This window comes from Micromonospora sp. WMMD1274 (assembly GCF_049179035.1).
GTDB lineage: Bacteria > Actinomycetota > Actinomycetes > Mycobacteriales > Micromonosporaceae > Micromonospora > Micromonospora tulbaghiae.
In genome coordinates, this window is record NZ_JBMHMG010000001.1 from 3,047,582 (window position 1) to 3,072,799 (window position 25,218).

Here is a 25,218-nt window from a genome sequence, read left to right on the forward strand (position 1 = left end):
CAGGTTAGGCGTCGGCCGGATAGCAGCGCAGTTCGATTGTGTTGCCGTCCGGGTCGCTGACGTAGATCGAGGTGGCGGTGCCGCGCGCGCCGAAGCGCGGGACCGGGCCGGTCAGCACGGTGAACACGCCGGAGTCCACCACCCGCTGCCAGTCGACCGGTTCGACCACGAGGCAGAAGTGGTCCACGTTGGACCCGGCCGGGTCGCCCTTGATCAGGTCGATGATGGTGCCGGCGTCGACGCGTACGGACGGGAAGGGCACCTCGCCGGCCCGCCACCTGTCGACCCGCACCGGGGCCAGGCCGAGCGTGCCGCAGTAGAAGTCGAGTGAGCGTTCGACGTCGCTCACCGCGAGCACGAGGTGGTCGAAACCGGTCACCGTCACGAGATCGTTGTGCATGCCGTCAACCCTGGTCGGGCACGCCACCGGGACCAAGCCCGATCCGGACTACGATCGTTGACCCGCAGGCAACGACGGAGGTGGTCCGGTGCTGGAGCGGTACGAGATCGAGACGTTCCTGACCCTGGCCGAGGAACTGCACTTCGGGCGGACCGCCGAGCGGCTGCGGGTGAGCACCGGCCGGGTCAGCCACGTGGTGCGCAAGCTGGAACGCCGTATCGGCGCGCCGCTGTTCGAGCGCACCAGCCGGGTCGTCCGGCTCACCCCGATCGGTGCCCGCCTGGCCGAGGAGATGCGCCCTCTCGTGGCCGGCATCGAGGAGGCGGTGCAGCGGGCCGTGGACGCCGGGCGCGGGCTCACCGGCGAGCTGCGGGTGGCGTACGTCGGGGAGTCGACGGCCCCGGTGCTGCTGCGCGCGGTGGCCCGGTTCACCGAGCGCCACCCGGACTGCGAGGTGCACGTGCACGAGGCGCCGCTGGCCAGCACCCGATCGAGCCTGCTGGACGGCACCATCGACGTGCTGATCGCCTCGTACCCCTTCGACGGCATGGCGAACGGCCCGGTGCTGATGCGCGAGCGCCGGGTGCTCGCGGTGGCGGCGGGCCACCCGCTCGCGGCCGAGGAGTCGGTGTCGCTGGAGGTGCTCGGCGACCACCCGGTGGTGCAGTACCCGGCGGTGACCTCGACCGCGTTCAAGCAGGACCGCACGCCGGACCGCACCCCGGCGGGCCGCCCGGTGCCGAAGGGCCCGGTGGGCGGCAGCTTCTCCGAGATGCTGGCGCTCGTCGCGCTGGGGCGCGGGGTGCTGCCGGTGGGCGAGCAGGCCCGGCAGTTCTACGCCCGCCCGGACGTGGCCTACGTGCCGATCCACGACGCGCCGCCGATCTGTCGCGGTCCGGTGTGGCCGGCCGGGAACACCACGTCCCGGGTACGTGAGTTCGTCCGCGCGGCGGTCGACGCCAACCCGCTGCCGCCGGACTGACCTCGTCGTACCCGGGTGGCAGCATCGGCGGGATGCGGGACGAGATCCGGGCACTGGTCGACGAGCTGACACCGGGTGACGAGCAGGAGGCGCGACACCGGGAGGCGGCGCTTGCCTGGCTGGCCGGCACGGAGGACATCTTCCGGCGGGCCAAGCCGCGTACGCCGTCGCCGCACCTGGTCGCGTACTTCCTGCTCCGCGACGCCGCCGACGGCGCGGTACTGCTGGTCGACCACCGTCTTGCCGGCATGTGGCTGCCCAGCGGCGGGCACGTCGAGCCCGGCGAGCACCCGGCCGACACGGTGCGCCGCGAGCTGCTGGAGGAACTGGGCGTGGCGGCGGCCTTCGCGCCGCCGTTCGGCGAGCGCCCGGCGTTCCTCACCGTCACCGAGACGGTCGGCCCGCCCGAGCAGCGGCACACGGACGTCAGCCTCTGGTACGTGCTGTCCGCCCACCGCGGCCAGCGGTTCACGCCCGATCCGGTGGAGTTCGCCGGCATCCGCTGGTGGACGACGGCCGAGGTGGCCGGGGCGCCGGCCGGCACGATCGAGCCGCATCTGGGCCGGATGCTGACCAAACTGGCGGCAGCGACGCCTTGACCCGTCCCCTGCGGCAAGGCCCAGCGTGATCAGTGCCGGTCGCGGTGACCGGCACGAGGAGCGCGAGGGAGGACACGGTGCGACTGCTGACCATCGGCGCGTTCGCCCGCGCGACCGGCCTGAGCGCCAAGGCGTTGCGCATCTACGACGACTGCGGGCTGCTGCCCCCTGCCGCTGTGGACCCGCACTCGGGTTACCGCTACTACGCGCCGGAGCAACGGGACCGGGCACGGCTGATCGCCGGGCTGCGCCGGGCCGGGATGCCGCTGGCGGAGATCCGTACCGTCTGCGGTCTGCCGCCCGCTGCCGCCGCCGAGGCGCTCGACGCCTGGTGGCGGCGGGTCAGCGCGGACACCGCGGCGCGCGGCCGGGCCGTCGCGCTCCTCGTCGACAGGCTCAGCGAGAGGGGCACCACCATGTCCGAGACGACCTTCCGGTACGCGGCGCGCTGCGAGACCGGCACGGTCCGCGATTCCAACGAGGACACCGCGTACGCGAGCGCCACGCTGCTCGCGGTCGCCGACGGCGTACGCGGCCCGGCCGGGTCCACCGCCGGCGCCGAGGCGGTGGACGCGCTGCGGCCGTTGGAGCAGGCGGACACGCCGCAGGCCGATCTGCTCGCCGCACTGGCCGACGCGGTGACCCGGGCCGACCGGGCGGTACGCGGGCACGCCACCGACGCCGACCAGCCCGCCACCACGCTCACCGCGCTCGTACGGCGCGGCACCCGGCTCGCGCTGGTGCACGTCGGGGACAGCCGGGCGTACCTGCTGCGCGGCGGTGAGCTGTCCCGGCTCACCCAGGACCACACGTACGTGCAGACGCTCGTCGACCAGGGGCGGCTCACGCCGGCCGAGGCAGGGGCGCATCCGCAGCGGGCGCTGCTGGCCCGTGCGCTCGGCGCGGGCGCGGAGGTGGAGGCGGATCTGGCGCTGCGGACCGCGCTGCCCGGCGACCGCTACCTGCTCTGCTCCGACGGCCTCTCCGCAGTGGTGGACCCGGGCGCGCTGCACGCCGCGCTGGCGGAGGCGGACGACCCGGAGGCCGCCGTCGAGCGCCTGGTGGAGCTGGCGTACGCGGCGGGCGCGCCGGACAACATCGCCTGCGTGGTCGCCGACCTGGCGGCGTGATCACCGCGACCCGGGCCGGGTTGTCCGGCCCGGGTCGTACCCTGGCGATCATGCGAATCGGCATCGTGATCCTGCCCGACCAGCGCTGGTCGGAAGCGCGCCGGCGGTGGGCCCAGGTGGACGAGTGGGGCTTCGACCACGCCTGGACCTACGACCACCTGGGCTGGCGTGACCTGGTCGACGGCCCGTGGTTCGACTCGTGGACGACGCTCACCGCGGCGGCCGGCGTGACGTCCCGGGTGAAGCTGGGGACGCTCGTGGCCTCGCCGAACTTCCGGCACCCGGCGGCGTTCGCCCGGCAGGTGACGGCGCTCGACGACGTGTCCGGCGGCCGGGTGCTGCTCGGCCTCGGCGCGGGCGGCATCGGCTTCGACTCGGCCGTGCTCGGCGGCGAGACGCTGCCGCCGCGGCAGCGCGTGGACCGGTTCGCCGAGTTCACCGAGCTGCTCGACGCGATCCTGCGGGAGGACGGCACGACCTGGCGCGGGGAGTGGTTCACCGCTGTGGACGCGCGCAACAACCCCGGGTGCGTCCAGCAGCCCCGGGTGCCGTTCGTGCTGGCCGCGAACGGTCCCCGCTCGATGCGGCTGGTCGCCCGGTTCGGGCAGGGCTGGGTCACCACCGGGCTCGGCGGCGACGACGTCGAGACCTGGTGGGGCACGGTGGCGGAGCTGTCCGAGCGGATGGACCGCACGCTGGAGCAGGCCGGCCGCGACCCGGCGACGCTGGACCGCTACCTGTCGCTCGACTCGGCACCGGTGTTCTCGCTGACCAGCGCCGGCTTCCTCGCCGAGCAGGTGACCCGGGCGGCCCGGCTGGGCTTCACCGACGTGGTGACGCACTGGCCCCGGGCCAGCAGCTGGTACGCCGGCGACGAGGCGGTGCTGGTGGAGGCGGCGGCGCTGCTGCCGGAGCTGCGCCGGGCCGGCTAGGTGCCGACGCTGCCCTCGGTGGAGACCAGCCGGAACCGGAGGCAGACGATCCGGGTGTCGTCGGTGACCGGGGTGCCCTGCCGGGCCCAGTAGGCGCCGTGGCCCTCGCGCCACTCCTCGATCGACCGGTCGCCCTCGCCCTCGGCGCGGGCGAAGTCCCACGGCACGTCGGCGAAGCGCACCACCTCGACGCCGGTGACCTCCACGACGCCGACGAGCGCGTCGTTGTCGTCGACCAGGACCAGTCGCTCGCCGACGTACTCCAGTTCCTCGTTCTCGTCGTCGTACTCCTGGACCAGCCCGGCGGTGGCGGTCTTCACGCCGGAGAGCACGAGGGTGTTGAGCCGGGTGCGCAGCTCGCCGGGCGTGCCGAGGGCGAGTGCGCGCAATCCACCGATGCGGGGCCACATGCTGCCGACGCTACGGCACCGTACCGCCGTCGTTCATCCGGTTTGCCGGCGTCTCACGGCAACTCGTCGCCGGTGACCAGGGCGCGCAGACCCAGCCGCTCGCCGACCTCGGGCGGGCAGGTCGCGACCAGTGCGGCGGCACCGATCAGGTCGGCCCCGGCGTCCCGGACGACCCGGCCCAGCGCGTCCAGTTGCGCGCCGGTGTCGACCCAGTCGTCGACCAGCAGCACCCGGTCGCCGGAGTTCAGCCGCCGGCCGTCCACGCCGACCCGCAGCTGCCGTCCCCGGTAGTCAGGGGGTGTCTGCGCCCAGCGCGTCGGTCCGACCCGGCGCCGCTCGCCGCCGTCCTTGTACGCGGGCAGGAAACCGGCTCCGGCGGCGACCGCGACCAGCGGGCCGAGCAGCAGCCCGGTCACCTCGGGGGCGATCACGACGGTCGGGCGGTCCTCGGGGAACAGCCCGGCCAGTGCCGGACCGACCCGGGCGAGCACGTCGGGGTCGCACCACCAGCCGGAGATGTCGCTGACCAGGTGGGTGCTGCCCGGGCCGGGGTCGATCCATCCGAACAGCTCGATCAGGCGACGACTCAGCACGGTTTCCATCCTGGCGGATCGGTGGGCCGTTCGGCCGATCGACGGTGGCGTGATCGGCTACACGTACCAGGGTAAATGCGGGCATAGCACCATGATCACGTTGACTTCGGAAGTGCTTCTCTCGTTACGGTCCGGGCCGGTTTGTTCAGTTGACGAAAGGACCGGGCCGGTGGCTGCTAGGCACCTTCGTACCCGCAAGTTCTCCTCGCCCGCCGCCATCGCCGCGACCGCGGCGGTCGGTGTGGCGCTCGCGGTCGGCGGTACCGTCGGCGCCGTGCGGCTCACCTCCGCCGAGCCGCCCGCCGCACCGGTCGCGGTCGAGACGCTGCCCAGCACGCCCGCCCCCACGTCGGCCACCCCGTCGCCGAGCGCGTCGGCCTCGCCGAGCGCGAGCCTCAGCCCGTCGCCGAAGGCCACTCCGAGCCCGAAGGCGAGCCGCACCCAGGCGGCTTCCCGGAGCAAGGCGCGGACCGCCTCCCCGTCCCCGACGGCGAAGAAGACGAGCAGCCCGAAGGTCGTGGACAGCGGCTCCTGCGGCGCCTCCTTCTACGCCGAGGGCCAGATGACGGCGAACGGCGAGACGTTCAACCCGAACGCGCTCACCGCGGCGCACAAGACGCTGCCGTTCGACACCAAGGTCCGGGTCACCAATCCGGCCAACGGCAAGTCGGTGGTGGTGCGGATCAACGACCGTGGCCCGTTCATCGAGGGCCGGTGCCTGGACCTGTCCCGCGCCGCGTTCGCGACCATCGCCGCCACCGGCCTCGGCCACGTGAACGTCCGGTACGAGGTGCTCGGCTGACCGGCCACTCGGGCAGAACTTCCACGACCGACGGGCCAGGTTCATTCTCCCGTTCACGTCCATCAGGCATGCTGTCCGATGTACGCACGCAACCCTTCCAGCCGGGCCGAGGCCCGCTGAGTCCCGGATCCCGCGCCGGCCTCGGCGCGGCCCTCGCGCTGCTCGCGATCGTGGTCGCGGTGGAACTGGCGGACGGCCGACCGGCGCACTACCTCGCGCTGATGGTCGTCGCGCCGTTCCTCGCGGCGGCGCTGGCGTCCTGGCGGGTGGTGCTCGTGGTCGGTGGCCTGGCCACCGCCATCGGTGTCGGCTTCGCCGTCGCCGAACGGGGTAGCCCGCTGGTGACAGTGGTCAACGTGACGGCTGTCGGGGCGGCCACCGCGATCGCGGCCGCCACGGCGGCGATACGCCAGCGCCAGGCGGACCGGATCGCGGAGCTGTCCCGGCTCGCCTCGGTCGCCCAGCAGGCGGTGCTGCGGCCGCTCGGCCCGCAGGTCGGCACGCTTGCGGTGGCCGCCCGGTACATCTCGTCCACCGCCACGGCGGAGATCGGCGGCGACCTGTACGAGGTGATGGACACCCCGTACGGCGTGCGCATGATCATCGGCGACGTACGGGGCAAGGGGCTGGACGCGGTCCGCCTGGCCAGCATCGTGCTCGGCTCCTACCGGCACGTCGCGTACGAGCGGGCCGACCTGCGCGCGGTGGTGACCGACCTGGACCGCGCGGTGGCCCGCAACGTCGGCGACGAGGACTTCGTCACCGCGGCCCTGGTCGAGGAGCGCGGCGGCACGCTCACCATCGTCAACTGCGGGCACCCGCCGCCGCTGCTGCTGCGCCGGGGCGCGGTGATCCCGCTGGAGCCGCCCGCGCCCGCGCCGCCGCTCGGCTTCATGCCAGTGGTCCGCCCCCGGGTGGAGCGGCTGGAGCCGGGTGACCGGCTGCTGCTGTTCACCGACGGGCTGGGCGAGGCGCGCCGGGACGGCGAGTTCTTCCCCACCGCCGACCGCGCCTGGCGGCTGCTCGGCCACGGCACCGTCGCGGACGGGCTGGCCTCGTTGGAGACCGCCCTGGTCGAGTGGGTGCACGGCCGGCTTGACGACGACATCGCGCTGATCCTGATGGAGTACGTCGGCCCGCGCAGCACCACCGCATCCCCGGTACCGAGCTGGGAGGTCGGCGCCGCCGACGGATGAACGGGAAGTGTGTAATCGCTGTCACTTCCGAGATCCGCTTGTCGTTGCCTACCGGCGAGTAATACAGTCTGGAGTTACTGATCGGTAACACCTGTCCGGAAGCGGGGCCAGCGAGCATGACCCACTACAAGAGCAATGTGCGGGACCTCGAGTTCAACCTGTTCGAGGTATTCGGGGCGGACCGGACGCTCGGCCAGGCGCCGTTCACGGACCTGGACGTCGACACCGCCCGCAGCTTCCTCGGCGAGGTCGACCGCCTCGCCCGCGAGGATCTGGCCGCCAGCTACTCGGACAGCGACCGTAATCCGCCGGTCTTCGACCCGGCGACGTTCACCGCGCCGCTGCCGGAGTCGTTCAAGAAGTCGTACAAGGCGTTCATGGACTCCGAGTTCTGGCGCCTGGACCTGCCGGAGTCCCTGGGCGGCACCAACGCCCCGCGCGCCCTCTGGTGGTCGCTCGCCGAGCTGGTGCTCGGCGCCAACGCCCCGATCTGGATGTACGCCTCCGGCCCGTCCTTCGCCCACGTGCTGCACGTCGAGGGCACCGAGGAGCAGAAGAAGTGGGCCCGGCTGTTCATCGACAAGCAGTGGGGCTCGACCATGGTCCTCACCGAGCCGGACGCCGGCTCGGACGTGGGCGCCGGCCGTACCCGCGCGATCCAGCAGCCGGACGGCTCGTGGCACATCGAGGGCGTGAAGCGCTTCATCACCTCCGGTGAGCACGACCTGAGCGACAACATCGTCCACTACGTGCTGGCCCGTCCGGTCGGCGTCGAGGGCGTCGGCGGCCCGGGCACCAAGGGCCTGTCGCTGTTCGTCGTGCCGAAGTACCACTTCGACGCCGAGACCGGCGAGCTGGGCGAGCGCAACGGCGTCTACGCGACGAACGTCGAGCACAAGATGGGCCTGAAGGTCTCGAACACCTGCGAGGTGACCTTCGGCGAGCACGGTGTACCGGCCAAGGGCTGGCTGCTGGGCGAGAAGCACGACGGCATCCGCCAGATGTTCATGATCATCGAGTACGCCCGGATGCTCGTCGGCACCAAGGCGATCGCCACGCTCTCCACCGGCTACCTGAACGCGCTGGAATACGCCAAGAACCGGGTGCAGGGCGCGGACCTGACCCAGATGGCCGACAAGACCGCCCCGCGAGTGACCATCACCAACCACCCGGACGTGCGCCGCTCGCTGCTGCTGCAGAAGTCGTACGCCGAGGGCCTGCGCGCGCTGGTCTGCTACACCGCGACCTGGCAGGACAAGGTCACGATCGCCGAGGCGGCCGGTGACGAGAAGGCCACCAAGCTGGCGAAGCGGGTCAACGACCTGCTCCTGCCGCTGGTCAAGGGCGTCGGCTCGGAGCGGGCGTACGAGCTGCTCGGTCACGAGGCGCTCCAGACCTACGGCGGTTCGGGCTTCCTCCAGGACTACCCGCTGGAGCAGTACGTCCGGGACGCCAAGATCGACACCCTGTACGAGGGCACCACCGCGATCCAGAGCCTCGACCTGATCTTCCGGAAGATCGTCCGGGACAACGGCAAGGCCCTGATGGCGGTCGCCGCCGAGATCCAGGAGCACATCGCCTCCGAGGCCGGCAACGGCCAGCTCAAGGAGGAGCGTCAGGCGCTCGGCAAGGCGCTCGCCGAGATCCAGAACATCCTCGGCGTGATGACCGGCTGGCTGGGCGAGGCCCAGGGCGGCGACACCCGCGCGCTCTACAAGGTGGGCCTGAGCAGCCGCCGGTTCCTGCTGGCGATCGGCGACCTGGTGGTCGGCTGGCTGCTGCAGAAGCAGGCGGACGTGGCGCTGAAGGCGCTGGCCGGCGAGGTCTCGGCGGCCGACAAGTCCTTCTACACCGGCAAGGTCGCCGCGGCCCGGTTCTTCGCCCGCGAGGTGCTGCCCCGCATCGGCGCCGACCGCCGGATCATCGAGGGCACCGACCTGGAGATCATGGACCTCCCGGAGGAGGTCTTCTGAGCCCTTTCGGGGGCTTTCACCCCTGAAACGTCACTCTCCCCCTCATGACGACGGCCGGCGGGCACCAGCCCGCCGGCCGTCGTCGTGCGTGTGCCCGGGGTGGATAGGCGGCCCGGTGGCGGGTAACCGTCGCGGACCACGACCGGAGTACGCCCAAGGCCATCGCACGGGGGAGTGCAGCGCACATGGGCATTGGTAGCGCCATCTTTCTCATCGCGCTCGGCGCGATCATGACCTTCGCCATCCGGGCCAACGTCTGGTGGATCGACCTGCGCGCGGTCGGCTGGGTGTTCATCCTGGCCGGGCTGGGCGTCCTGCTGACCACGCTGTGGTTCTGGCAGGACCGTCGCAAGCGGGCCCGCACGCTCATCGTGGAGGAGAACCGGCTCTCGCATCCGACGGCGATGATGCCGCCGCCGCCCGACCCGCCGCCGCCGACGGCCCCGCCGTCCTGACGCCGCGTCTCAGCGGCCGATCCGGTCCAGCTCGGCGAGGTCGTCGCCGGAGAGGGTCAGCCCGGCTCCGGCGACGTTCTCGCGCAGGTGCGCGACGGACTTGGTGCCGGGGATCAGCAGGATGTTCGGCGAGCGCCGCAGCAGCCACGCCAGGGCGACGCCCATCGGCGTCGCTCCCAGGCGTTCGGCCACCGCCGACAACGCCGAGGACTGCAACGGGGTGAACCCGCCGAGCGGGAAGAACGGCACGTAGGCGACGCCCTGCCGGGCCAGCTCGTCGATCAGGTCGTCGTCCTGGCGGTGGGCCAGGTTGTACAGGTTCTGCACGCAGACGATCGGCGCGATCGACCGCGCCTCGGCCACCTGTTCCGGCGTCACGTTGCTCAGGCCCAGGTGGCGGATCAGACCCTCCTGCTGGAGCGTGGCGAGCGTGTCCAGCGCCTCGGCGAGCGACCCGGGCTGCGGCCCCGTGGCGTCGCCCAGCCGCAGGTTCACCAGGCCGAGCGCGTCCACGCCGAGCGTCTCCAGGTTCTCCCGGACCTGCCGGCGCAGGCTCTCCGGATCCCGTGCGGTGGGCCAGCCGCCCTGCTCGTCCCGGTCCGCGCCGACCTTGGTGACGACGTGCAGCGAATCCGGGTACGGGTGCAGCGCCTCCCGGATCAGCCGGTTGGTGACGAACGGCCCGTACGCCGCACTGGTGTCGATGTGGGTGATGCCGAGCGCGACCGCCTCGCGCAGCACCGCCAGGGCGCCGTCGTGGTCGGCGGGCGGTCCCATGACCCAGGGGCCGGCGAGCTGCATCGCGCCGTAGCCGAACCGGGTGACGGTCAGGTCGCCCAGCGTCCAGGTGCCGCCGGGAAGGGTGGTGCGGGCCATGCGTGTACCTCTTGGCTCTCGTCGTCCGTCACGGGCGCCGCCGGATCACAGCGCCCGGCCTCCACTATCGGCGTGTAACTTTCCGGGGGGAAGTAGGCACCTCAAAGTGCGTAGCTCACCGGCGTGGCAGGAGCAGAGCATGAGCAAGGCCGAGTACGACGCGTTCCTGGCCCAGTGCCCCAGCCGGCAACTGCTCGACCGGATCACCGACAAGTGGGTCACGCTGGTGCTGGCCGCGTTGCGCACCGACGGCTCGCACCGGTTCGGAGCGGACTGCGCCGGCGAGCCGCGACCGAGGCGATACTCCGAGCTGTTCCGCACGCTGCCCGGGGTCAGCCAGAAGATGCTCACCCAGACGCTGCGCGCCCTGGAGCGCGACGGAATGATCACCCGCACCGTGGAGCCGACGGTGCCGGTGACTGTCACCTACGAGCTGACCGACCTCGGGTACTCCCTGCACGAGATGATCCGGGGCCTGAAGACCTGGGCCGAGACGCACATGGACGACGTGCTCGCCAACCGGGCGACCTACGACAGCCGGGTCTGAGCCGTCCGCTCAGGCGCGGGCGGTGTGGCGGCCGGTGATCGGCGCGTTTCCCGGCGCGAGGTCGGCCCAGCGGGTCGTCGGCCGGTGCACCACCAGATCGGTGGTCCGTAGCCCGTCCGGGTCGGCCCGCTGCGGGTCGAGCAGCGCCGACAGCAGAGAGATCCCCGGGTTGTGCGCGACGAGCAGCACCGTCCCGGCGGTCGGCTCGACCGTCCACAGCAGCTCCAGCAGCTGATCCGGAAGCGCGTCGTACGCGGTCGGCTCGTATCGCACCGCGGGAGCCGAGCCCGCGGGACCGCCCTCCGGCGGGGAACCGCTCATGCCCATCGCCACGTCGTGCCAGGTCTGCCGGGTGCGCCGGGCGGGCGAGCAGAGGACCACGTCGGGGAGCAGCCCGTGCCGGGCCAGCCAGGCGCCCGCGGTGGCGGCGTCGGCGTGCCCGCGCGCGGTGAGCGACCGGTCCGTGTCCGGGAGGTCACCGGACTGCTCGGCCTTGGCGTGCCGCAGCAGCACCAGCGTCCGCTGCCCGTTCCTGCCGTCCGTCATACCGCCCAGCTTGCCTGATTGACGATCAAAGCGCCTGGGTATGTCGATGTGTGCCGCTACCTCATCCATGGCCGCGGCGGGCAGGAAACGCCAGCAGGACGCCAAGGAGGCGACGTCATGGGCATCGGTGCCAGCATCTTCCTCATCGCGCTCGGCGCGATCTTCGCGTTCGCCATCGACGCCAATCTGGGATGGCTGAACCTCAACGTGGTGGGCTGGGTGCTCATGCTCGCCGGCGTCGCCGGCCTGCTCACCACGCTCTACTTCTGGAACAGCCGCCGCCGGGTCGTGGCCGCCCCGGTACGGGAGCAGGTTGTCGCCGAGCCGGTGGTGCCGGTGCGTGACGACCGCGTCGTGCGCGAGGAGTACCGCGAGGTGCGCCGCCCGGGCTCGGGCTACCCGGCCTGACCCCCCGGAACCCGAGGGCCCCGCAACGGCGCGGGGCCCTCGCGCATGTCCGGAGTCCGGCGCGGCCCGGTCCGGCCCGAGGTGCGGTGCCGGCGCGGCGCGGTCCGGCTCAGGCGAACAACGCGAAGTAGATCGCGATGTGGTGGCAGATCGCGGCGACGAGCGTGCAGGCGTGGAAGAACTCGTGGTGCCCGAAGACGGTGGGCCACGGGTTCGGCCGGCGCAGCGCGTAGAACACCGCGCCCACGCTGTAGATCGCGCCGCCCACGCTCAGCAGCACCAGCGCGGTGACGCCACCGGCATGAAGGATCTGCGGCAGCATGGCCACCGCCACCCAGCCGAGCGCCAGGTAGAGCGGGGCGGAGACCCAGCGCGGCGCGTGCGGCCAGATCAGCTTCACCGCCACGCCCGCGATCGCGCCGCCCCAGACCAGGCTCAGCATGATCGTGGCCTGCCGGTTGTCCAGCAGCAGCGCGCAGAACGGTGTGTAGGTGCCGGCGATGAACACGAAGATCATCGAGTGGTCCATCCGGCGCATGATCTGGTAGCCGCGTTCGGACCAGACCCGCCGGTGGTAGAGCGCGCTGGTGCCGAACAGCCCGCACACGGTGAAGCTGTAGATCAGGCAGCTCACCAGCGGCGCCCAGCCGGGACGGCCGGCGGCGATCGAACACAGCACGATGCCGCAGACGAGAGCGGCGAAGAACGCGTACGCGTGCAGCCAGCCGCGCATGCGCGGCTTCCCGATGTCGGCCGGCCGGAGCCGGAACGGTGCGGAGGTCGTCACCTCAATAGGTTACGACGGCGTAGGTTACTTGCAAGTAGTGTGGACCGTCACGTCAGCCGACGGGAGGATGACCGGATGCGGATCCGGCCGGCCGGGGCGTACGCCCTGCTCCTCGACTGCGACGACGCGGAGCAGGCGCAGGCGTGGCAGGCCGAGCTGTGGCACCGCCGCGAGGCCGGCGAGCTGACCGCCACCGAGATCGTCCCCGGCGCGGTCACCGTGCTGCTCGACGGCGTACCGGACCCCGAGGCGGCCGCCGCCCGGATCACCGGCTGGCGGCCCCGGACCGCCGCCTCCGGCGCGGCCACCACCGAGGTCCGGGTGCCGGTCGTGTACGACGGCGAAGACCTCCCACGCGTCGCCGACCACTGGCAGGTGGACGTGCCCGCAGTCGTCGACCGGCTGCGGCGTACCGAGTTCCGAGTCGCGTTCTGCGGGTTCGCCCCCGGGTTCGCGTACCTGGCCGGGCTGCCGCCCGAGCTGGCCGTGCCCCGGCTCGCCACGCCGCGTACCCGGGTGCCGGCCGGCTCGGTCGCGCTCGCCGGCCCGTACGCGGGCATCTACCCCGCCGCGTCACCGGGCGGCTGGCTGCTCGTCGGCCGCACCGACCTGCCGCTGTTCGACGTGCACGCCGACCCGCCGGCCCGGCTCACCCCGGGCACCCGCGTCCGGCTGGCCGACGCACCGTGATCGAGGTGCTGCGGGCCGGCGCGCTCACTACCGTCCAGGACCAGGGCCGGCCCGGGTGGGCGCACCTCGGCGTACCCCGCTCCGGCGCGCTCGACCCGGCCGCCCTGCGCCTGGCCAACCGGCTCGTCGGCAACGACGAGCACGCCGCCGGGCTGGAGATCACCCTGACCGGCTGCGCGCTGCGCGTCACCCGGGCGGTGGCTGCCGCCCTCACCGGGGCCCCGGCCGACGTGGTCGTCGAGTGGCCGGCCGGAGCCGCGCGGCGGCGCCCGGCGGACGTGGGACGGCCGCTCGCGCTGCCCGCCGGGGCGGTGCTGCGCGTCGGACCGGCCCGCGCCGGGGTACGCACCTGGCTGGCCGTCAGCGGCGGGATCGCGGTCGAGCCGGTGCTCGGCAGCCGCGCCACCGACACGCTCTCCGGCCTGGGGCCGCCGCCGCTGCGCGACGGGGACCGGCTGCCCCTCGGCACCCCGGCCGGTCCACCCGCACCCGTCGACCTCGCCGTCACCGGTCCGCTCCCGGACGAACTGCGGCTCACCGTGCGTCCCGGCCCCCGGCAGGACTGGTTCACCCCCGAGGCGCTGGAGCTGCTGTGTCGCGACGCGTACACGGTGAGCCCGGACAGCAACCGGGTCGGCGCTCGGCTGGCCGGCGCGGCCCTGCCCCGCGCGGTCGCCGGCGAACTGCCCAGCGAGGGCCTGGTGCTCGGCGCGGTGCAGGTGCCGCCGTCGGGCCAACCGCTCGTCTTCCTGGCCGACCACCCGACCACCGGCGGGTACCCGGTCATCGGGGTGGTGGACGACGTGACCCCGCTCGCCCAGGCCCGGCCAGGCACTACGGTGACGTTTCATGGACCTCAACGCTGACCTGGGCGAGGGATTCGGAAGCTGGCGGCTGGGCGACGATCACGCACTGCTCGACCTGATCAGCTCCGCGAACGTCGCCTGCGGCTTCCACGCCGGTGACGCGGCCACCATGCACCGGGTCTGCGCCGGCGCCGCCGAACGCGGCGTCGCGGTGGGCGCGCAGGTCGGCTACCGCGACCTCGCCGGCTTCGGCCGGCGGCACATCGCGTACGACTTCGCCGAGCTGCGCGACGAGACGATCTACCAGCTCGGGGCGCTCGACGCCTTCTGCCGCCTGTACCGCACCCGGGTCCGCTACCTCAAACCCCACGGCGCGCTCTACCACGCGGCGGCCCGCGAGGAATCGCAGGCCGCCGCGCTGGTGGCGGCGATCAGCGGGTACGACCACGAGCTGCCGGTGCTCTGCCAGCCCGGCACCGTGCTGGCCCAGCTCGCGGCCGGTGCCGGCCTGCGGGTGGTGGCCGAGGGCTTCGCCGACCGCAACTACCTGCCCAACGGCACGCTGGTGCCGCGCAGCTCACCGGACGCGCTGGTGACCGACCCGGAGCAGGTGGCCGTCCGGGCGGTACGGATGGCAGTCGAGCGCACGCTCGTCGCCGTGGACGGGACGGTCGTCCCCGCCCCGGTCGAGTCGATCTGCCTGCACGGCGACAGCCCCGGCGCGGTGCGCTGCGCGGAACTGGTCCGCGCAGCGCTCATCGACGCCGGGGTGACCCCCACCCCGTTCGCCTGAACGGGACGGTCAGGACTCGTCCATGCCGCGCAGGACCAGCGGCACGCGGGTCGCGCCGCCGCTGACCACCCGCACCGGGACGCCCCAGTCCTGCCGGGTCAGGTGGCAGGCCGCGTGCTCCACGTCGGCGTCGCAGGTCGCCGCCTGGGCGGTCACCTGGAGCACCCCCTGCGCCACGTCGCCGCTGACCACCAGCTTGCGGGACAGGTCGGTGGTCGTGCCCGCGCCCTCGACCAGCAGCTCCGGTGGGGACGCCGAGACCACGAGCCGGGTCGACGGCCCGTACGTCTCGTCGAGCTTCTGCCCCGGCGCCGGCGTGAAGATCACGTCGAGCGTCAGCTCACCGGCCGCCACGTCGGTGGGCTTGCGCTCCAGCCGGTGCCGGGGGCCGTCCACCGTGTTCGCCCCGGCCGACGTCAGCGCGCCCGGCGCCAGCCGGGTCAGCCGGTGCGCGGCCGACTCGACCACCAGCACGTCGCCCTCACCGGTGAGCACCAGGTCGCTCGGCTCGGCCAGCCCGTCCGCCACGGTGCCCACCTGCCCGGTCTCCGGGTCGAAGCGGCGCACCGCACCGTTGTACGTGTCGGCGATCAGGACCGAGCCGTCGGGCAGCGCGCACACGCCCAGCGGGTGCTGGAGCAACGCCTGGTCGGCCGGGCCGTCCACGTGCCCGAAGTCGAACAGGCCCTGACCGACGGCGGTGTGCATCTCACCGCTCTCGACCCAGCGGATCGCGCTGGTCTCGCTGTCGGCGACCCAGAGGCGGGCGCCGTCGGCCGACACGGACAACCCGGACGGCTGGGCCATCCACACGTCCGGCAGCGGGCCGTCGCGCAGCGCCTCGACAGTCGTTCCGGCGTACATGCCGGTGGTCCGCTTGATCGGGTCGAACCACCAGAGCTGGTGGATGCCGGCCATCGCCACGATCACCCGGTCGTCGTACCAGGCCACGTCCCAGGGGGAGGACAGGTCGACCGCGCGGGCGTCGTGCGCGTGGTCGTCGACAGTCGAACGCCACTGCCGCCCGGTGCCGGCCACGGTGACCACCTCGCCGGAGGACAGCCGCACGCCGCGCAGCAGGTGGTTGACCGTGTCCGCGACGACCACGTCGTAACCGGCGACCTCGGCCACGTGCGGCGGCAGCAGGCAGAGCCCCTGCGGCTCGGCGAACGTGGCGGCGGAGGCCGGGCCGTCCGTCCGGCCCCGGGAACCGGCGCCGATGCGGCGGACCACCGTCTCGCCGTCGGCGGCCAGCTCGACCAGAGAGTGCCGGGCCGAGTCGCTGACCAGCAGGTTCCCGCCGTCGAGCGGCAGCGCCTTGCCGGGGAAGCGCAGGACGGTGTCCGGCTCGGCCGGCGGCACGTACGGGCCCTCGCCCCGGTGCAGCGTGCCCTTCGCCTCGTGGGTGGAGATCAGCTCGTCGATCAGCCGGGCGAGCCCTTCGGCGTGCCCCTCGCCGGCCATGGTGGCGACCACGTACCCCTCGGGGTCCACCACGGCGAGCGTCGGCCACGCCTTGGCCGCGTACTGCTGCCACATGTCCATCTCGGCGTCGTCGAGCACCGGGTGGTGCACGCCGTACCGCTCGACGGCCGCGGCCAGCGCCGCCGGGTCCTTCTCGTGCTCGAACTTCGGCGAGTGCACGCCGATCACGACCAGGACGTCGCCGTACTTGTCCTCGAGCGGACGCAGCTCGTCGAGCACGTGCAGGCAGTTGATGCAGCAGAACGTCCAGAAATCTAGGATGACGCAGCGACCTCGAAGGTCCCGCAATGTCAGGTTTCGTCCGCCAGTGTTCAGCCAGGCGCGGCCCCGTAGCTCGGGCGCGCGGACGCGGGGTCCGGTCATACCGTCCAGCCTGCCACGGCGTCGCCGGGGACTTCCGCCAGGTCGATCAGGCCGGATCGGGCGAATCGCACGTAGCCGGCAAACGGCCCGGCCGAGAGCGTCTAGTCGGCCCTTTCCTCGGCGAGATCCGGGCGGTGCTGCCTGATCCATCGCTCTACCCTGCGACCTGACGGACCGCTTCCTCGGCTGGGCGCGCACGCAGCGGAGTAGCACGCGGCCGGGAACTGGTCGCTCACGCGGCCTGAGCGGGCCCATTCCGCTACTGGGTGCGACGGCGGCCGTCCGGCACGGTCGTGGGCCTCGCTTGCGGTCGGCGGCTACAGTCTCGCGGGTGGCCTAGGGAGGTCCCGTGAACTGGCGTCAATTTGCGGTCGCGATGGTTCAGGCGCTTGCATGGCCTGCCGTGGCGGTTTTGGTTCTTACGCTGTACCGCCGTCGAGTCTCCGACCTACTCGGAGACGGCCTCCGTAGGTTGAAGGCAGGTCCTATTGAGGCCGAGTGGGAACGGGTAGCCGGGTCGCGTCCACGGGAGTGGTGTACGACTTGCCCGTGATGGGCGTGTTGCGTAGATGAGAGACGGCCATCGCGTCGATCCTTCAAGACGACCAAGTCAGAGAAGGAAGAGAGAACGCGATGGCCGCATCAGAAAGTGTGAACCCTGTTGACCTGCTGCGCGAGCAGATCGCGGGCGCGTCGCCGGACGTGTTGCAGGCGATGATCAAGACGTTCGCGCAGGCGGTGATGTCCGCCGAGGCGGACGCGATCTGCGGCGCCGGTTACGGGCAGCGCAGCGACGAGCGGGTCAACTCCCGCAACGGCTACCGGCAGCGAGAGTGGGACACCCGTGCCGGGACGATCGACCTGGCGATCCCGAAGTTGCGCCAGGGCAGCTACTTCCCGGACTGGCTGCTGACGCACCGCCGGCGGGCCGAGCAGGCACTCGTGTCGGTCGTGGCGACGTCGTACCTGCTCGGGGTGTCGACGCGGCGAGTGGAGAAGCTGGTCGAGCAGCTCGGGATCCGCCAGCTGTCGAAGTCGCAGGTCTCGGAGATGGCCGCGCACCTGGACGCCCAGGTCGAGGCGTTCCGCAACCGGCCGCTCGACTCAGCGCACTACACGTTCGTGTGGATGGACGCGTTGACGATGAAGGTCCGTGAGCACGGGCGGACGGTCAATGTCCACGCGCTGATCGCTGTCGGGGTCAACGCCGATGGTCAACGCGAAGTGTTGGGCGTGGACGTCGCCTCCGACGAGGACGGCGCTGGCTGGCTGGCGTTCCTGCGGTCGCTGACCGCCCGCGGCCTGTCCGGTGTTCGCCTGGTCATCTCCGACGCCCATCCGGGCCTGGTGCAGGCCATCGGTGCGGCGCTGCCAGGGGCGTCCTGGCAGCGGTGCCGGACCCATTACCTGCGCAATCTGCTGACGAAGGTCCCGAAGTCAGCGCAGCCGTGGATCGCCACCCTGGTCCGCACGATCTTCGACCAGCCCGACGCCGACGCCGTCCGCGCCCAGTTCCAGCGGGTCGTCACGACGATCGAGGCGAAGTTCCCGACCGCGGCCGAGCACCTCGACGCCGCCCGCGACGACCTGCTCGCCTTCACTGCCTTCCCCCGCGAGATCTGGCGTCAGATCTGGTCGAACAACCCGCAGGAACGCCTGAACAAGGAGATCCGCCGTCGCACCGACGTCGTCGGGATCTTCCCCAACCGCCCGGCAATCATCCGCCTCGTCGGCGCGGTCCTGGCCGAGCAGACCGACGAGTGGACCGAAGGCCGCCGCTACATGGGCCTCGAACTACTCGCCAAAGCCCGCCTCGTCACCGTTGACGCCGACCAACGTGACACCGACCAGACCGGCCCCGCCCCGATCGCCGCATAACATCAGACCGGATCCCGCGATGGCCGTCTCCTACACCACCAACGCGGACGTGACCGGTAGCGCCGAGGAGGCTCGGGCCACCATTGAGGCTGTAGAGGCCGCGCCGAGCGAAGAGCCAGAGGGGCAAACCAGTCCAGAGGAAAATCTCTCCATTGCTCGGTTGGTTGTTGGCCGTCAGCCGTCGGTCGCCGTCGACTATGCCTGGCAAGCAGCGGAAGAGCTGGTGATTTCCTTGCTGCCTGCCGAGGAGCGGGTCCAGATGGTAACGGCGCGACAGCTTGTCCAAGCTGTGAAGGCACACAGGATGCTCAATCCGGGGGCCGTAGTGGTTCTCGAGCGGCTCGCACACCTGCGTGACATCGCGACCAATAAGCCCCCGACCACCGATCAGGCAGAGGGGTACATACAGCTCGTTGAGGAATTCTTAACCCTCATAGGCGAGCGTCGGAAGGACTCCCGCTCCATGCCGGTCGCTAACGCCTCTGAGAGTCGGCAGTCAGCGGGTTAAAGGGGCCGCCGCCCCCAAACAAGCGGACGGGAGCGTGTAAACGCACGAAGGCCCCCGCCGCCGGGCGCGGTCCGGCAGCGGGGGCCTTTCACTTGAAGAGCGCGATGATCGCGGCGACGGCGGCGACGAGCGCGAGGAGGGTGCTGGACCAGGCGAGCCAGTAGGCCCGGCGCGCGAGGCGGTCGGACGCCTCGATCGCGCGCCGGCGCTCTCGCCGTTCCAGCTCTTGCATGTAGTAGTCGGTACCGACGACGGTGTGGCGGGCATGTGCGTCATGCTCGGCTATGAGGACTTCGTCGGGGGTTTCGCGGAGTGCCTTGATGCTTCTAACCACGCTGTCCACGCTAGACGGCCTGTCACCCGCTGCGGTACGCCGAGGGGGCGGACGCCCGAGAGGCGCTGGCGACGGTACGTCAAGGGCGAGGCCGTCGGGCACCGGCGGACCAGACGCGCGACCCCGAGTAGGCCACGCGGGCGCGCCCGTTCCCCCGAGGGGCGACCGTAGGCGGCCGAGCGGGAATCGGCGGTAGTCCGGGGCCGGGGTGAATGTCCTAAGCCGACCTAGGGCGTGTTAGGCGAGCCGAATAGGACGACGGGAATGCTCGGGCACGGTGGCATGTTGTCGATCAACAGCGATTCACTGATGCCGCTCGGCGCGGCGACAAGGAGGAAGACATGTATCAGTTGCGACAGTCGGTTGAGGCTGTGCGGTATAGCAAGGAAAGCGAGCGGCAGGTTGCCGAGCTGGGCAAGCGCACGCGCCCTCGGGCGAGCTATGGACCCCACTTGGGTTCCTTCAGGTTTTTCAACGACGGGCCTGAAGTTTCTGTGGAGCCTGGGCAGTGGCTTGTCAAGATTGGAAACTCTCTCATTGTCGTCGACGATGACGAGTTCCTGGAGCTGTTCGAGCCGGTGGGGTAGGCCCTTGCGACCTCTATGCCCGTACGGACAGGGAGGCGCTATGCCGCTTCGGTGAGAGGCCCGACTGATCTCGGGCCCTCCCCCAGGTAGGTCACCGCCGCCGGGTCAGTGCGACGCTCCGATGCGTTGGGCAAGCTCTCGGGGATCGTAGGCGCTTTCGGCGACGTCGTTGGCCGCACGTCCCGGGGTGAGCCGGGGCTTCGGAAGCTCGGGCATCTCGGGGGCCGTCTGCGTGGCGGCGCTGAAGTCCGCGGCGACCTTCGCCGCGCTGGCCTCGATCTCCTCGGCGTTGTTCCCGGTGATGTATCCGGCCAGGCTCGCCGGGACGCCGTGCTTCGTGACGGCGGCGACGCGGGCGTCGGCGAGGTCGCGCGAGGCGACGACCTTCTCCAGTTCGGCGGCGCGCTCGCGCTCGGCGCTGAGGGCGCTCTTCGCCTCGGCCAGGTCGCGACGCAGCGCGGCGACCAGGCGGCCGGCGCGCTCGGGGTCGAACTCACCGTTCCACTCGACGGCGGGGGCCTGCTCGGGGGTGGGCGCGGTCTTGGCGGCGGCGTGGGCGGTTTCAGGCATTTGTGTTCTCCATCTCGTGTTGCGGGGTGAGAAGGGTTGGCGTGAGCGCGTGCCACGCCGCAATTTGCTCGGGCGTGCCGTTCTCTTGCAGGAAGGCGTACAGGCGGGCGTACTCGCGCTGACCGGCGAGCCGGCGGCGCTCTTCGCTGGCCCGTGCACGGTGGCTGTCCGAGCAGAACCGGCGGTGTGACCGTGATCCGTCGGGTAGCGGGGCGTTGCAGTACTCGCAGAAGTCGGCCACTGCCTATCTCCTTCGTAAGTTCGATTGGTGGGCAAGAGGGGGTCCGCCCCGGACGCCGGTTGGAGAGGCAGCTACTGACGCCCGGGGCGGAAGGAAGGTCACGAGGCGGTCAGGACCCGCACGGCCCCGGCGTTCGGGGTCAGGGTCACGGCCCCAGTGGTCTCGTTGACGAGCGGCAGAGGCATCGCCTTCGCGCCGACGAAGGTAGCCAGCAGCGACCGATCGGCGGCCTGAGTGCTGAGGTAGTCAGCGACCTACCGCAGCGCGAAGCCGTTCGCCGCGAAGCTGCGGCCGGTGGTCGCGCCCTGGGGAACGACCGGGGCTCGGACGGCGAGCGTGAAGGCGTTCGGGACGAACGCGATCACCTCGTCACCGGCGAGGCGGTTCGACTCGTAGACCGCGATTCCGCGCACCTTGCCCAATGCCTTGCCGGCGTCGGCGGTCGCGTTGCCGTCGGCGTCCCAGGTGCGGGCCGGGCCGTCCAGCAGTGCGGCGGCCACGTCAGTGCCAACCACGGCGCGGATCGGCATAGACGCCGGGACGCCGCTGTTTCGCAGGGTGGTCCGGATCTTCGTGAAGAGCTTCGCCGGGGCGGCGGCGTCCAGGGTGATCCCGACGCTCTCCGGGGTGGCCTGCATCGCGCCGAGGATGGAACGCTCGCAGTAGGCGACCAGCGCGTCAGTCTGGGGCTTCAGGACCTGACGGCCGAAGTCCTCCAGGTTGAGACTCATGTCGCTCTCGGACATCAGGACCGAGCTATACGCGAGGGTGTTCAGGGTGACCGGGATGGACTGCTCGGCGATCTCGTCATCTACGAGCGCGGTGGTCTTGTCGCTGCCGGCGCGGGTCCCGCGGGAAGGGCGCCAGGCACACGTACGCGAATGGTCTCGCCCGTGCCGCCGCCGAACTCGGCCGCGTAGTCACGGTGGACCAGGTCGCCGAGGACGAGATCCTTCTTCACCAGCTCGACCGCGAGCGCGGCGATGTGGTCGGCGTTCAGGAAACTGTTAGCCATGGGAAGTTCGCTTTCAGGTTGAGGTGAAGGGGCCGCCCAACCTGGGATCAGCCGTCGCGGAACGCTCTGCGCAGCGCGCGGAAGGATCGAAAGGGCGTCGGGGGTGCCCGGTGCCGGCGCTCTGCGCTGGCGGTGGAAGGAGGTGGGCGGCGTCCCGGCTCGCGGGTGACGAGTCCAGTCGTCACCGGGACGCCCTGGCCTCCCTTGGAAAGGCCCTCCCGCCGGAGGGGGAGGTTTTCGGGTTCAAGGGATGGCGCGTACCCGGGACCAACTGAAGCCGGCCCCGGCGGCACGCGACGACACCCTCGCGACCCTCCCGCCCACACGGGGCGGGAAGTTGTTTCGCGGGCGACCGGCCCAGGCCGAGCACAAACCCTGGGGAGCCTCGGCCAGTCGCACCGCTCTACCTGTAGACGAACTCGGACGCGCCTACCCGGTCGCCCAGCGGCGGCCCCATGTCCGGCGAGGTCTGTCCCTCGTCGCGCCGAGTGAGCCGGCGGGGGTCGCGGGTGCCAGGAACGTCGCCTTCGAGGCCGAAGCCGAACCCATACAGCGCGCCGCCGGAAAGCTGGGAGATCGCGCGCTCAATCGGCGACCGGCGCACGCCTCGGCGGCCAGGGGCGATTCCCAACGGCCATTCCTCGATCAGCTCGACCAGGCCGGCGGAACCGTTGCGGACGGCGTCGGCGTCCGCGGCCAGGGCGCGAAACTCGGCCAGCAGCGCGGGTGCCCATTCCTCGAACACTCCCGTCAACGGCGACCAGTCGTCGGGCTGTGGCGTGTCCGGCTCGCCGAAGAGGTAACCCATCACGTCGCCGAGGCTGGCGGCCCCGGCCGCCTGCGTGGCCTCGCGCCCACGCTTCTCAGCGCGTTCGAGCTTCTTCCGGTGGGCCTCGGAGCACGTCCGGCCGATCGGCCCCGACGGGCGCGGGGTGAAGGTGTTTGGGCAACCCGGCGCTCGGCACGGGCGCGGCGTGGAACGGTCGGGGTAGGTCGTCACGGCGGGTCCAATCGAGGGAGGAGGGGCGGTCGCCGTGGTCACCGGCGACAGCAGCGGGCGCGACGCCGCCGGGGGTCTGTGCGCCAGCGGCCGGCGGACTGTTCGCTTTCCTCCTTGTTAGTAGGCCAGCGCGGGCCTACCTGTTCACATGTCGCCGGCATCGGCGGCCCGGTGGGCCGTCGAGTGACGCAGTGACGCTCGTTTCGTCACTCCCGTATCTATGTCTAGGACGACTCCTCCTCCTCTAGTACGGCAGCCGCCGTTCGGGATCATGGCTGGAGTTCGAGGTTGAGGCGTCGGGCGTAGTGGGCTTGGCGGGCTCGGGCTTGATGGCGGCGGCGCCAGTCTGACCAGCGCAGACGGTGGGTGAGGTCGCGGATCGGGCGGAGTACGAGGGTGTTGATCAGCCGGCGGGTCTCGTTGACGGTCAGCTTGATCAGTCCTGTGTCGGTGGAGTCGTCGTCGGCGTCGGCGGCGCAGATCGCCAGAACGGCGAGGGCGGCCAGGGCCAGGGTGGTGAAGCGGTGCCAGGAGTCCCAGCGGCGGACCTGGTGCTGGTCGAGGCCGACCTGGCCCTTGGCGGCTTGGAAGCTTTCCTCGACTGTCCAGCGGATGCCCGCGACCCGCACGAGTTGGGCAAGAGTGGCCTGTTGCGGGGTCCAGCAGCGGTAGAAGGCCAGCTCGCCGGTGGTGGTGTTGCGGCGGATCAGGAGGCTGTGGTGGCCGCCGTCGTCGGGGTCGGCATCGGTGCAGACGTCGTCGAGCCAGGCCCAGTCGTAGAAGCGTGGCCCTTTCGACCCGGCGCCTGCGCTGCGGCGCTGCCACACCGAGGCCGGTAGGTCGGCGGCGACCCGGTCAGCCCGCACCCGAGTCTTGCCGCCGTCGAGAGGGACCAGGTGACTGCGGGAGACGCCCAGGACATAGCCCAGGCGGTGTTCGCGCAGGTGAGCGCGGAAGACGCTGCTGTTGCCGTAGGCCTCGTCCGCAGCCGCCCACGCGGCGGGGACGCCGGCGTCGACCGCAGCGGTGATCATGTCGGCGGCCAGCTCGGACTTCGTGGCGAAGACGACCTCATCGGGAACCCCGGCGGCCTGGCATCTGTCCCGGTCATCGGTCCACGACACCGGCAGGTAGACCCGGCGGTCGATCAGCGTGTGCCCGTGCCGGCTGGCGTAGCCGCAGAACACCCCTACCTGCGCGTTCTCGATCCTGCCGGCGGTGCCGGTGTACTGGCGTTGCACCCCGACCGAATGCGTGCCCTTCTTCAGGTCCCCGGTCTCGTCGACGACCAACACCGCGTCCGAGTCGCCGAACCGGGCCACGACCACGTCGCGCAGATCGTCGCGGACGGCGTCGGCGTCCCACACCGCCCGATACAACAGCCTCTGCATCGCGTCCGGCCGGGCATGCCCGGCCTGCTCCGCCAACTGCCAACACGTCTTGACCTCGACATCCGAGAGCAGCCCGGCCACGAACGCCGTCGCCGTGCGCCGCGGCTCGACCCGCCCGAACCGTCCCGCGAACGCCTCGCACACCCCGGCCAGAACCTGCCGCCACCGGGCAGGGTTTACGCTGTGGCACGCGGCCACCGCCAGATCTGAAGTTATGTCCACAGCAGACAGACGATCACGCGGTGGCCGCACCTCGTCTACCCGGCCCCACCAGCGACATCTCAAACGGCGGCTGCCGTACTAGAAGAAGTAATAGGGAGTGACGAAACGTCCGTCACTTCGTCACTCGCCCGCTCCGCGTCGCCCCGGCGGTTGGGCGCTGCCCGCCACCTAGCGCGGCGTGCATGGCCGGCGTGGGGGTCGAGAGAGGGTCAGGGACGGCCGTAGCGTGGCCGAGGGTGGTCCCGGTAGGGGTTGGTCCCACCGGGGCGTCTGAGGTCGTCCCTTGGGGGGCGACGGGCGTCAGGCTTTCCTCGGCGGCGGTGGGTTGCTCCCAGTACCGAAGCTCCCTGCGTTCGAATTGCCCGTTGACATACATGGCGAACGGCGGTCTAGACCGCCGTTTTCAGTGTTGCTCCGTGTTGCTCCATCCTGCTCCTGGTTGCTCAGTGATCCGGAGGGCGGCCAGCTCACCGGTGGACGCGCCGGACACGCCGGTCAACTTGAAAAACCGCACCGCGCACCCACCAATTGAGAAGGTGATTCGGAGTCGGACGGGCGTAAGTCGCTTGCAGGCTGGGTGCACCTACCGGCCGAGAGACAAAGGGCGTCGAGCACCGTTGGGCTCTATAGAGGACGGGACACAAGATCGATTAGGGCGGGTGCCACGGGATTGATGGTTCGGCGGGCTAGGCTCGCCGC

30 protein-coding genes are annotated in these 25,218 nt (G+C 71.6%); 16 read left to right on the forward strand and 14 right to left on the reverse strand.

Annotated features, from left to right (window positions below; all coding sequences use genetic code 11):
- Positions 1-4: 4 nt before the first annotated feature.
- Positions 5-400, reverse strand: coding sequence for a VOC family protein (locus ACN27D_RS14085; protein WP_121686597.1), 396 nt, complete (start codon positions 398-400; stop codon positions 5-7).
- An 88-nt stretch (positions 401-488) separates the two neighbouring features.
- Between ACN27D_RS14085 and ACN27D_RS14090 the strand changes: the two genes are divergently transcribed.
- From ACN27D_RS14090 to ACN27D_RS14105, 4 genes are all read left to right on the forward strand, one after another.
- Positions 489-1,382, forward strand: a complete 894-nt coding sequence (locus ACN27D_RS14090) for a LysR family transcriptional regulator (protein ID WP_421499258.1) — start codon at positions 489-491, stop codon at positions 1,380-1,382.
- Between the two features lie 32 nt (positions 1,383-1,414).
- On the forward strand, positions 1,415-1,981 hold the full coding sequence (locus tag ACN27D_RS14095; protein ID WP_421499259.1) for an NUDIX hydrolase: 567 nt from the start codon (positions 1,415-1,417) through the stop codon (positions 1,979-1,981).
- A 77-nt stretch (positions 1,982-2,058) separates the two neighbouring features.
- Entirely contained in the window at positions 2,059-3,111 is a 1,053-nt protein-coding gene (locus ACN27D_RS14100) for a MerR family transcriptional regulator (protein ID WP_421499260.1), read from the forward strand.
- Between the two features lie 50 nt (positions 3,112-3,161).
- Positions 3,162-4,043: an LLM class flavin-dependent oxidoreductase gene (locus tag ACN27D_RS14105; protein ID WP_121686617.1), complete on the forward strand. Its 882-nt coding sequence runs from the start codon at positions 3,162-3,164 to the stop codon at positions 4,041-4,043.
- Here the strand turns inward: ACN27D_RS14105 and ACN27D_RS14110 are convergent.
- Positions 4,040-4,453, reverse strand: a complete 414-nt coding sequence (locus ACN27D_RS14110) for an ASCH domain-containing protein (RefSeq protein ID WP_151500991.1) — start codon at positions 4,451-4,453, stop codon at positions 4,040-4,042. The genes ACN27D_RS14105 and ACN27D_RS14110 overlap by 4 nt on opposite strands.
- A gap of 53 nt (positions 4,454-4,506) precedes the next feature.
- Positions 4,507-5,055: a phosphoribosyltransferase gene (locus ACN27D_RS14115; RefSeq protein ID WP_421499261.1), complete on the reverse strand. Its 549-nt coding sequence runs from the start codon at positions 5,053-5,055 to the stop codon at positions 4,507-4,509.
- Positions 5,056-5,215: 160 nt separating this feature from the next.
- On the opposite strand from ACN27D_RS14115, the gene ACN27D_RS14120 reads away from it, so the two are divergent.
- The 4 genes from ACN27D_RS14120 (at position 5,216) to ACN27D_RS14135 (ending at position 9,472) form a co-directional block, all read left to right on the forward strand.
- Positions 5,216-5,848, forward strand: a complete 633-nt coding sequence (locus ACN27D_RS14120) for a septal ring lytic transglycosylase RlpA family protein (RefSeq protein WP_421499262.1) — start codon at positions 5,216-5,218, stop codon at positions 5,846-5,848.
- Positions 5,849-5,916: 68 nt separating this feature from the next.
- Positions 5,917-7,044: a PP2C family protein-serine/threonine phosphatase gene (locus ACN27D_RS14125; RefSeq protein WP_421499263.1), complete on the forward strand. Its 1,128-nt coding sequence runs from the start codon at positions 5,917-5,919 to the stop codon at positions 7,042-7,044.
- A gap of 116 nt (positions 7,045-7,160) precedes the next feature.
- Entirely contained in the window at positions 7,161-9,017 is a 1,857-nt protein-coding gene (locus ACN27D_RS14130; RefSeq protein WP_120572400.1) for an acyl-CoA dehydrogenase, read from the forward strand.
- A 185-nt stretch (positions 9,018-9,202) separates the two neighbouring features.
- On the forward strand, positions 9,203-9,472 hold the full coding sequence (locus tag ACN27D_RS14135) for a DUF6458 family protein (RefSeq protein ID WP_013283345.1): 270 nt from the start codon (positions 9,203-9,205) through the stop codon (positions 9,470-9,472).
- Between the two features lie 9 nt (positions 9,473-9,481).
- On the opposite strand, the gene ACN27D_RS14140 is transcribed toward ACN27D_RS14135, so the two are convergent.
- Positions 9,482-10,348: an aldo/keto reductase family oxidoreductase gene (locus tag ACN27D_RS14140; protein ID WP_357235707.1), complete on the reverse strand. Its 867-nt coding sequence runs from the start codon at positions 10,346-10,348 to the stop codon at positions 9,482-9,484.
- A 139-nt stretch (positions 10,349-10,487) separates the two neighbouring features.
- Between ACN27D_RS14140 and ACN27D_RS14145 the strand changes: the two genes are divergently transcribed.
- Complete coding sequence (locus ACN27D_RS14145; protein WP_120572398.1) at positions 10,488-10,895, forward strand: winged helix-turn-helix transcriptional regulator; 408 nt, start codon at positions 10,488-10,490, stop codon at positions 10,893-10,895.
- Positions 10,896-10,904: 9 nt separating this feature from the next.
- Here ACN27D_RS14145 and ACN27D_RS14150 read toward each other — a convergent pair whose 3' ends face one another.
- The gene (locus ACN27D_RS14150; protein WP_120572397.1) at positions 10,905-11,441 is read right to left on the reverse strand and encodes a SixA phosphatase family protein; all 537 of its coding nucleotides are present in this window, start codon (positions 11,439-11,441) and stop codon (positions 10,905-10,907) included.
- A 117-nt stretch (positions 11,442-11,558) separates the two neighbouring features.
- Here ACN27D_RS14150 and ACN27D_RS14155 point away from each other — a divergent pair, with 117 nt between their 5' ends.
- Positions 11,559-11,849 carry a DUF6458 family protein gene (locus ACN27D_RS14155; protein WP_120572396.1) on the forward strand — a complete coding sequence of 97 codons (291 nt, stop codon included), beginning with the start codon at positions 11,559-11,561 and terminating at the stop codon, positions 11,847-11,849.
- Between the two features lie 109 nt (positions 11,850-11,958).
- Here ACN27D_RS14155 and trhA read toward each other — a convergent pair whose 3' ends face one another.
- The gene (gene trhA / locus ACN27D_RS14160; protein WP_121685723.1) at positions 11,959-12,636 is read right to left on the reverse strand and encodes a PAQR family membrane homeostasis protein TrhA; all 678 of its coding nucleotides are present in this window, start codon (positions 12,634-12,636) and stop codon (positions 11,959-11,961) included.
- A 75-nt stretch (positions 12,637-12,711) separates the two neighbouring features.
- Here trhA and ACN27D_RS14165 point away from each other — a divergent pair, with 75 nt between their 5' ends.
- The 3 genes from ACN27D_RS14165 to ACN27D_RS14175 are packed head-to-tail and all read left to right on the forward strand — an operon-like array spanning position 12,712 to position 14,925.
- Positions 12,712-13,326, forward strand: a complete 615-nt coding sequence (locus ACN27D_RS14165) for a 5-oxoprolinase subunit B family protein (protein ID WP_421499264.1) — start codon at positions 12,712-12,714, stop codon at positions 13,324-13,326.
- Positions 13,323-14,192, forward strand: a complete 870-nt coding sequence (locus ACN27D_RS14170) for a biotin-dependent carboxyltransferase family protein (protein WP_421499265.1) — start codon at positions 13,323-13,325, stop codon at positions 14,190-14,192. Before ACN27D_RS14165 ends, ACN27D_RS14170 begins: the two co-directional genes overlap by 4 nt.
- Complete coding sequence (locus ACN27D_RS14175) at positions 14,176-14,925, forward strand: LamB/YcsF family protein (protein WP_421499266.1); 750 nt, start codon at positions 14,176-14,178, stop codon at positions 14,923-14,925. The genes ACN27D_RS14170 and ACN27D_RS14175 overlap by 17 nt, the downstream gene beginning before the upstream one ends.
- A gap of 9 nt (positions 14,926-14,934) precedes the next feature.
- Here ACN27D_RS14175 and ACN27D_RS14180 read toward each other — a convergent pair whose 3' ends face one another.
- A complete protein-coding gene (locus ACN27D_RS14180; protein WP_421499267.1) occupies positions 14,935-16,773 on the reverse strand; it encodes an NHL domain-containing thioredoxin family protein in 1,839 nt (612 codons plus the stop codon).
- Positions 16,774-17,406: 633 nt separating this feature from the next.
- On the opposite strand from ACN27D_RS14180, the gene ACN27D_RS14185 reads away from it, so the two are divergent.
- On the forward strand, positions 17,407-18,651 hold the full coding sequence (locus ACN27D_RS14185) for an IS256 family transposase (protein WP_421498797.1): 1,245 nt from the start codon (positions 17,407-17,409) through the stop codon (positions 18,649-18,651).
- Between the two features lie 19 nt (positions 18,652-18,670).
- Positions 18,671-19,159 carry a hypothetical protein gene (locus ACN27D_RS14190; protein ID WP_421499268.1) on the forward strand — a complete coding sequence of 163 codons (489 nt, stop codon included), beginning with the start codon at positions 18,671-18,673 and terminating at the stop codon, positions 19,157-19,159.
- 88 nt (positions 19,160-19,247) lie between these two features.
- On the opposite strand, the gene ACN27D_RS14195 is transcribed toward ACN27D_RS14190, so the two are convergent.
- Entirely contained in the window at positions 19,248-19,493 is a 246-nt protein-coding gene (locus ACN27D_RS14195; protein WP_421499269.1) for a hypothetical protein, read from the reverse strand.
- Between the two features lie 341 nt (positions 19,494-19,834).
- On the opposite strand from ACN27D_RS14195, the gene ACN27D_RS14200 reads away from it, so the two are divergent.
- A complete protein-coding gene (locus tag ACN27D_RS14200; RefSeq protein ID WP_421499270.1) occupies positions 19,835-20,080 on the forward strand; it encodes a hypothetical protein in 246 nt (81 codons plus the stop codon).
- 105 nt (positions 20,081-20,185) lie between these two features.
- On the opposite strand, the gene ACN27D_RS14205 is transcribed toward ACN27D_RS14200, so the two are convergent.
- The 6 genes from ACN27D_RS14205 to ACN27D_RS14230 all read right to left on the reverse strand — a co-directional run bounded on the left by ACN27D_RS14205 (position 20,186) and on the right by ACN27D_RS14230 (position 24,495).
- Positions 20,186-20,650: a hypothetical protein gene (locus tag ACN27D_RS14205; protein ID WP_421499271.1), complete on the reverse strand. Its 465-nt coding sequence runs from the start codon at positions 20,648-20,650 to the stop codon at positions 20,186-20,188.
- On the reverse strand, positions 20,643-20,891 hold the full coding sequence (locus tag ACN27D_RS14210; RefSeq protein WP_421499272.1) for a hypothetical protein: 249 nt from the start codon (positions 20,889-20,891) through the stop codon (positions 20,643-20,645). The genes ACN27D_RS14205 and ACN27D_RS14210 overlap by 8 nt, the downstream gene beginning before the upstream one ends.
- A 254-nt stretch (positions 20,892-21,145) precedes the next feature.
- On the reverse strand, positions 21,146-21,637 hold the full coding sequence (locus tag ACN27D_RS14215; RefSeq protein ID WP_421499273.1) for a hypothetical protein: 492 nt from the start codon (positions 21,635-21,637) through the stop codon (positions 21,146-21,148).
- 65 nt (positions 21,638-21,702) lie between these two features.
- The gene (locus ACN27D_RS14220) at positions 21,703-21,906 is read right to left on the reverse strand and encodes a hypothetical protein (protein WP_421499274.1); all 204 of its coding nucleotides are present in this window, start codon (positions 21,904-21,906) and stop codon (positions 21,703-21,705) included.
- 403 nt (positions 21,907-22,309) lie between these two features.
- Positions 22,310-22,906, reverse strand: coding sequence for a hypothetical protein (locus tag ACN27D_RS14225; RefSeq protein WP_421499275.1), 597 nt, complete (start codon positions 22,904-22,906; stop codon positions 22,310-22,312).
- A 269-nt stretch (positions 22,907-23,175) separates the two neighbouring features.
- Positions 23,176-24,495, reverse strand: a complete 1,320-nt coding sequence (locus tag ACN27D_RS14230) for an IS701 family transposase (protein WP_420891099.1) — start codon at positions 24,493-24,495, stop codon at positions 23,176-23,178.
- Positions 24,496-25,218: the final 723 nt, after the last annotated feature.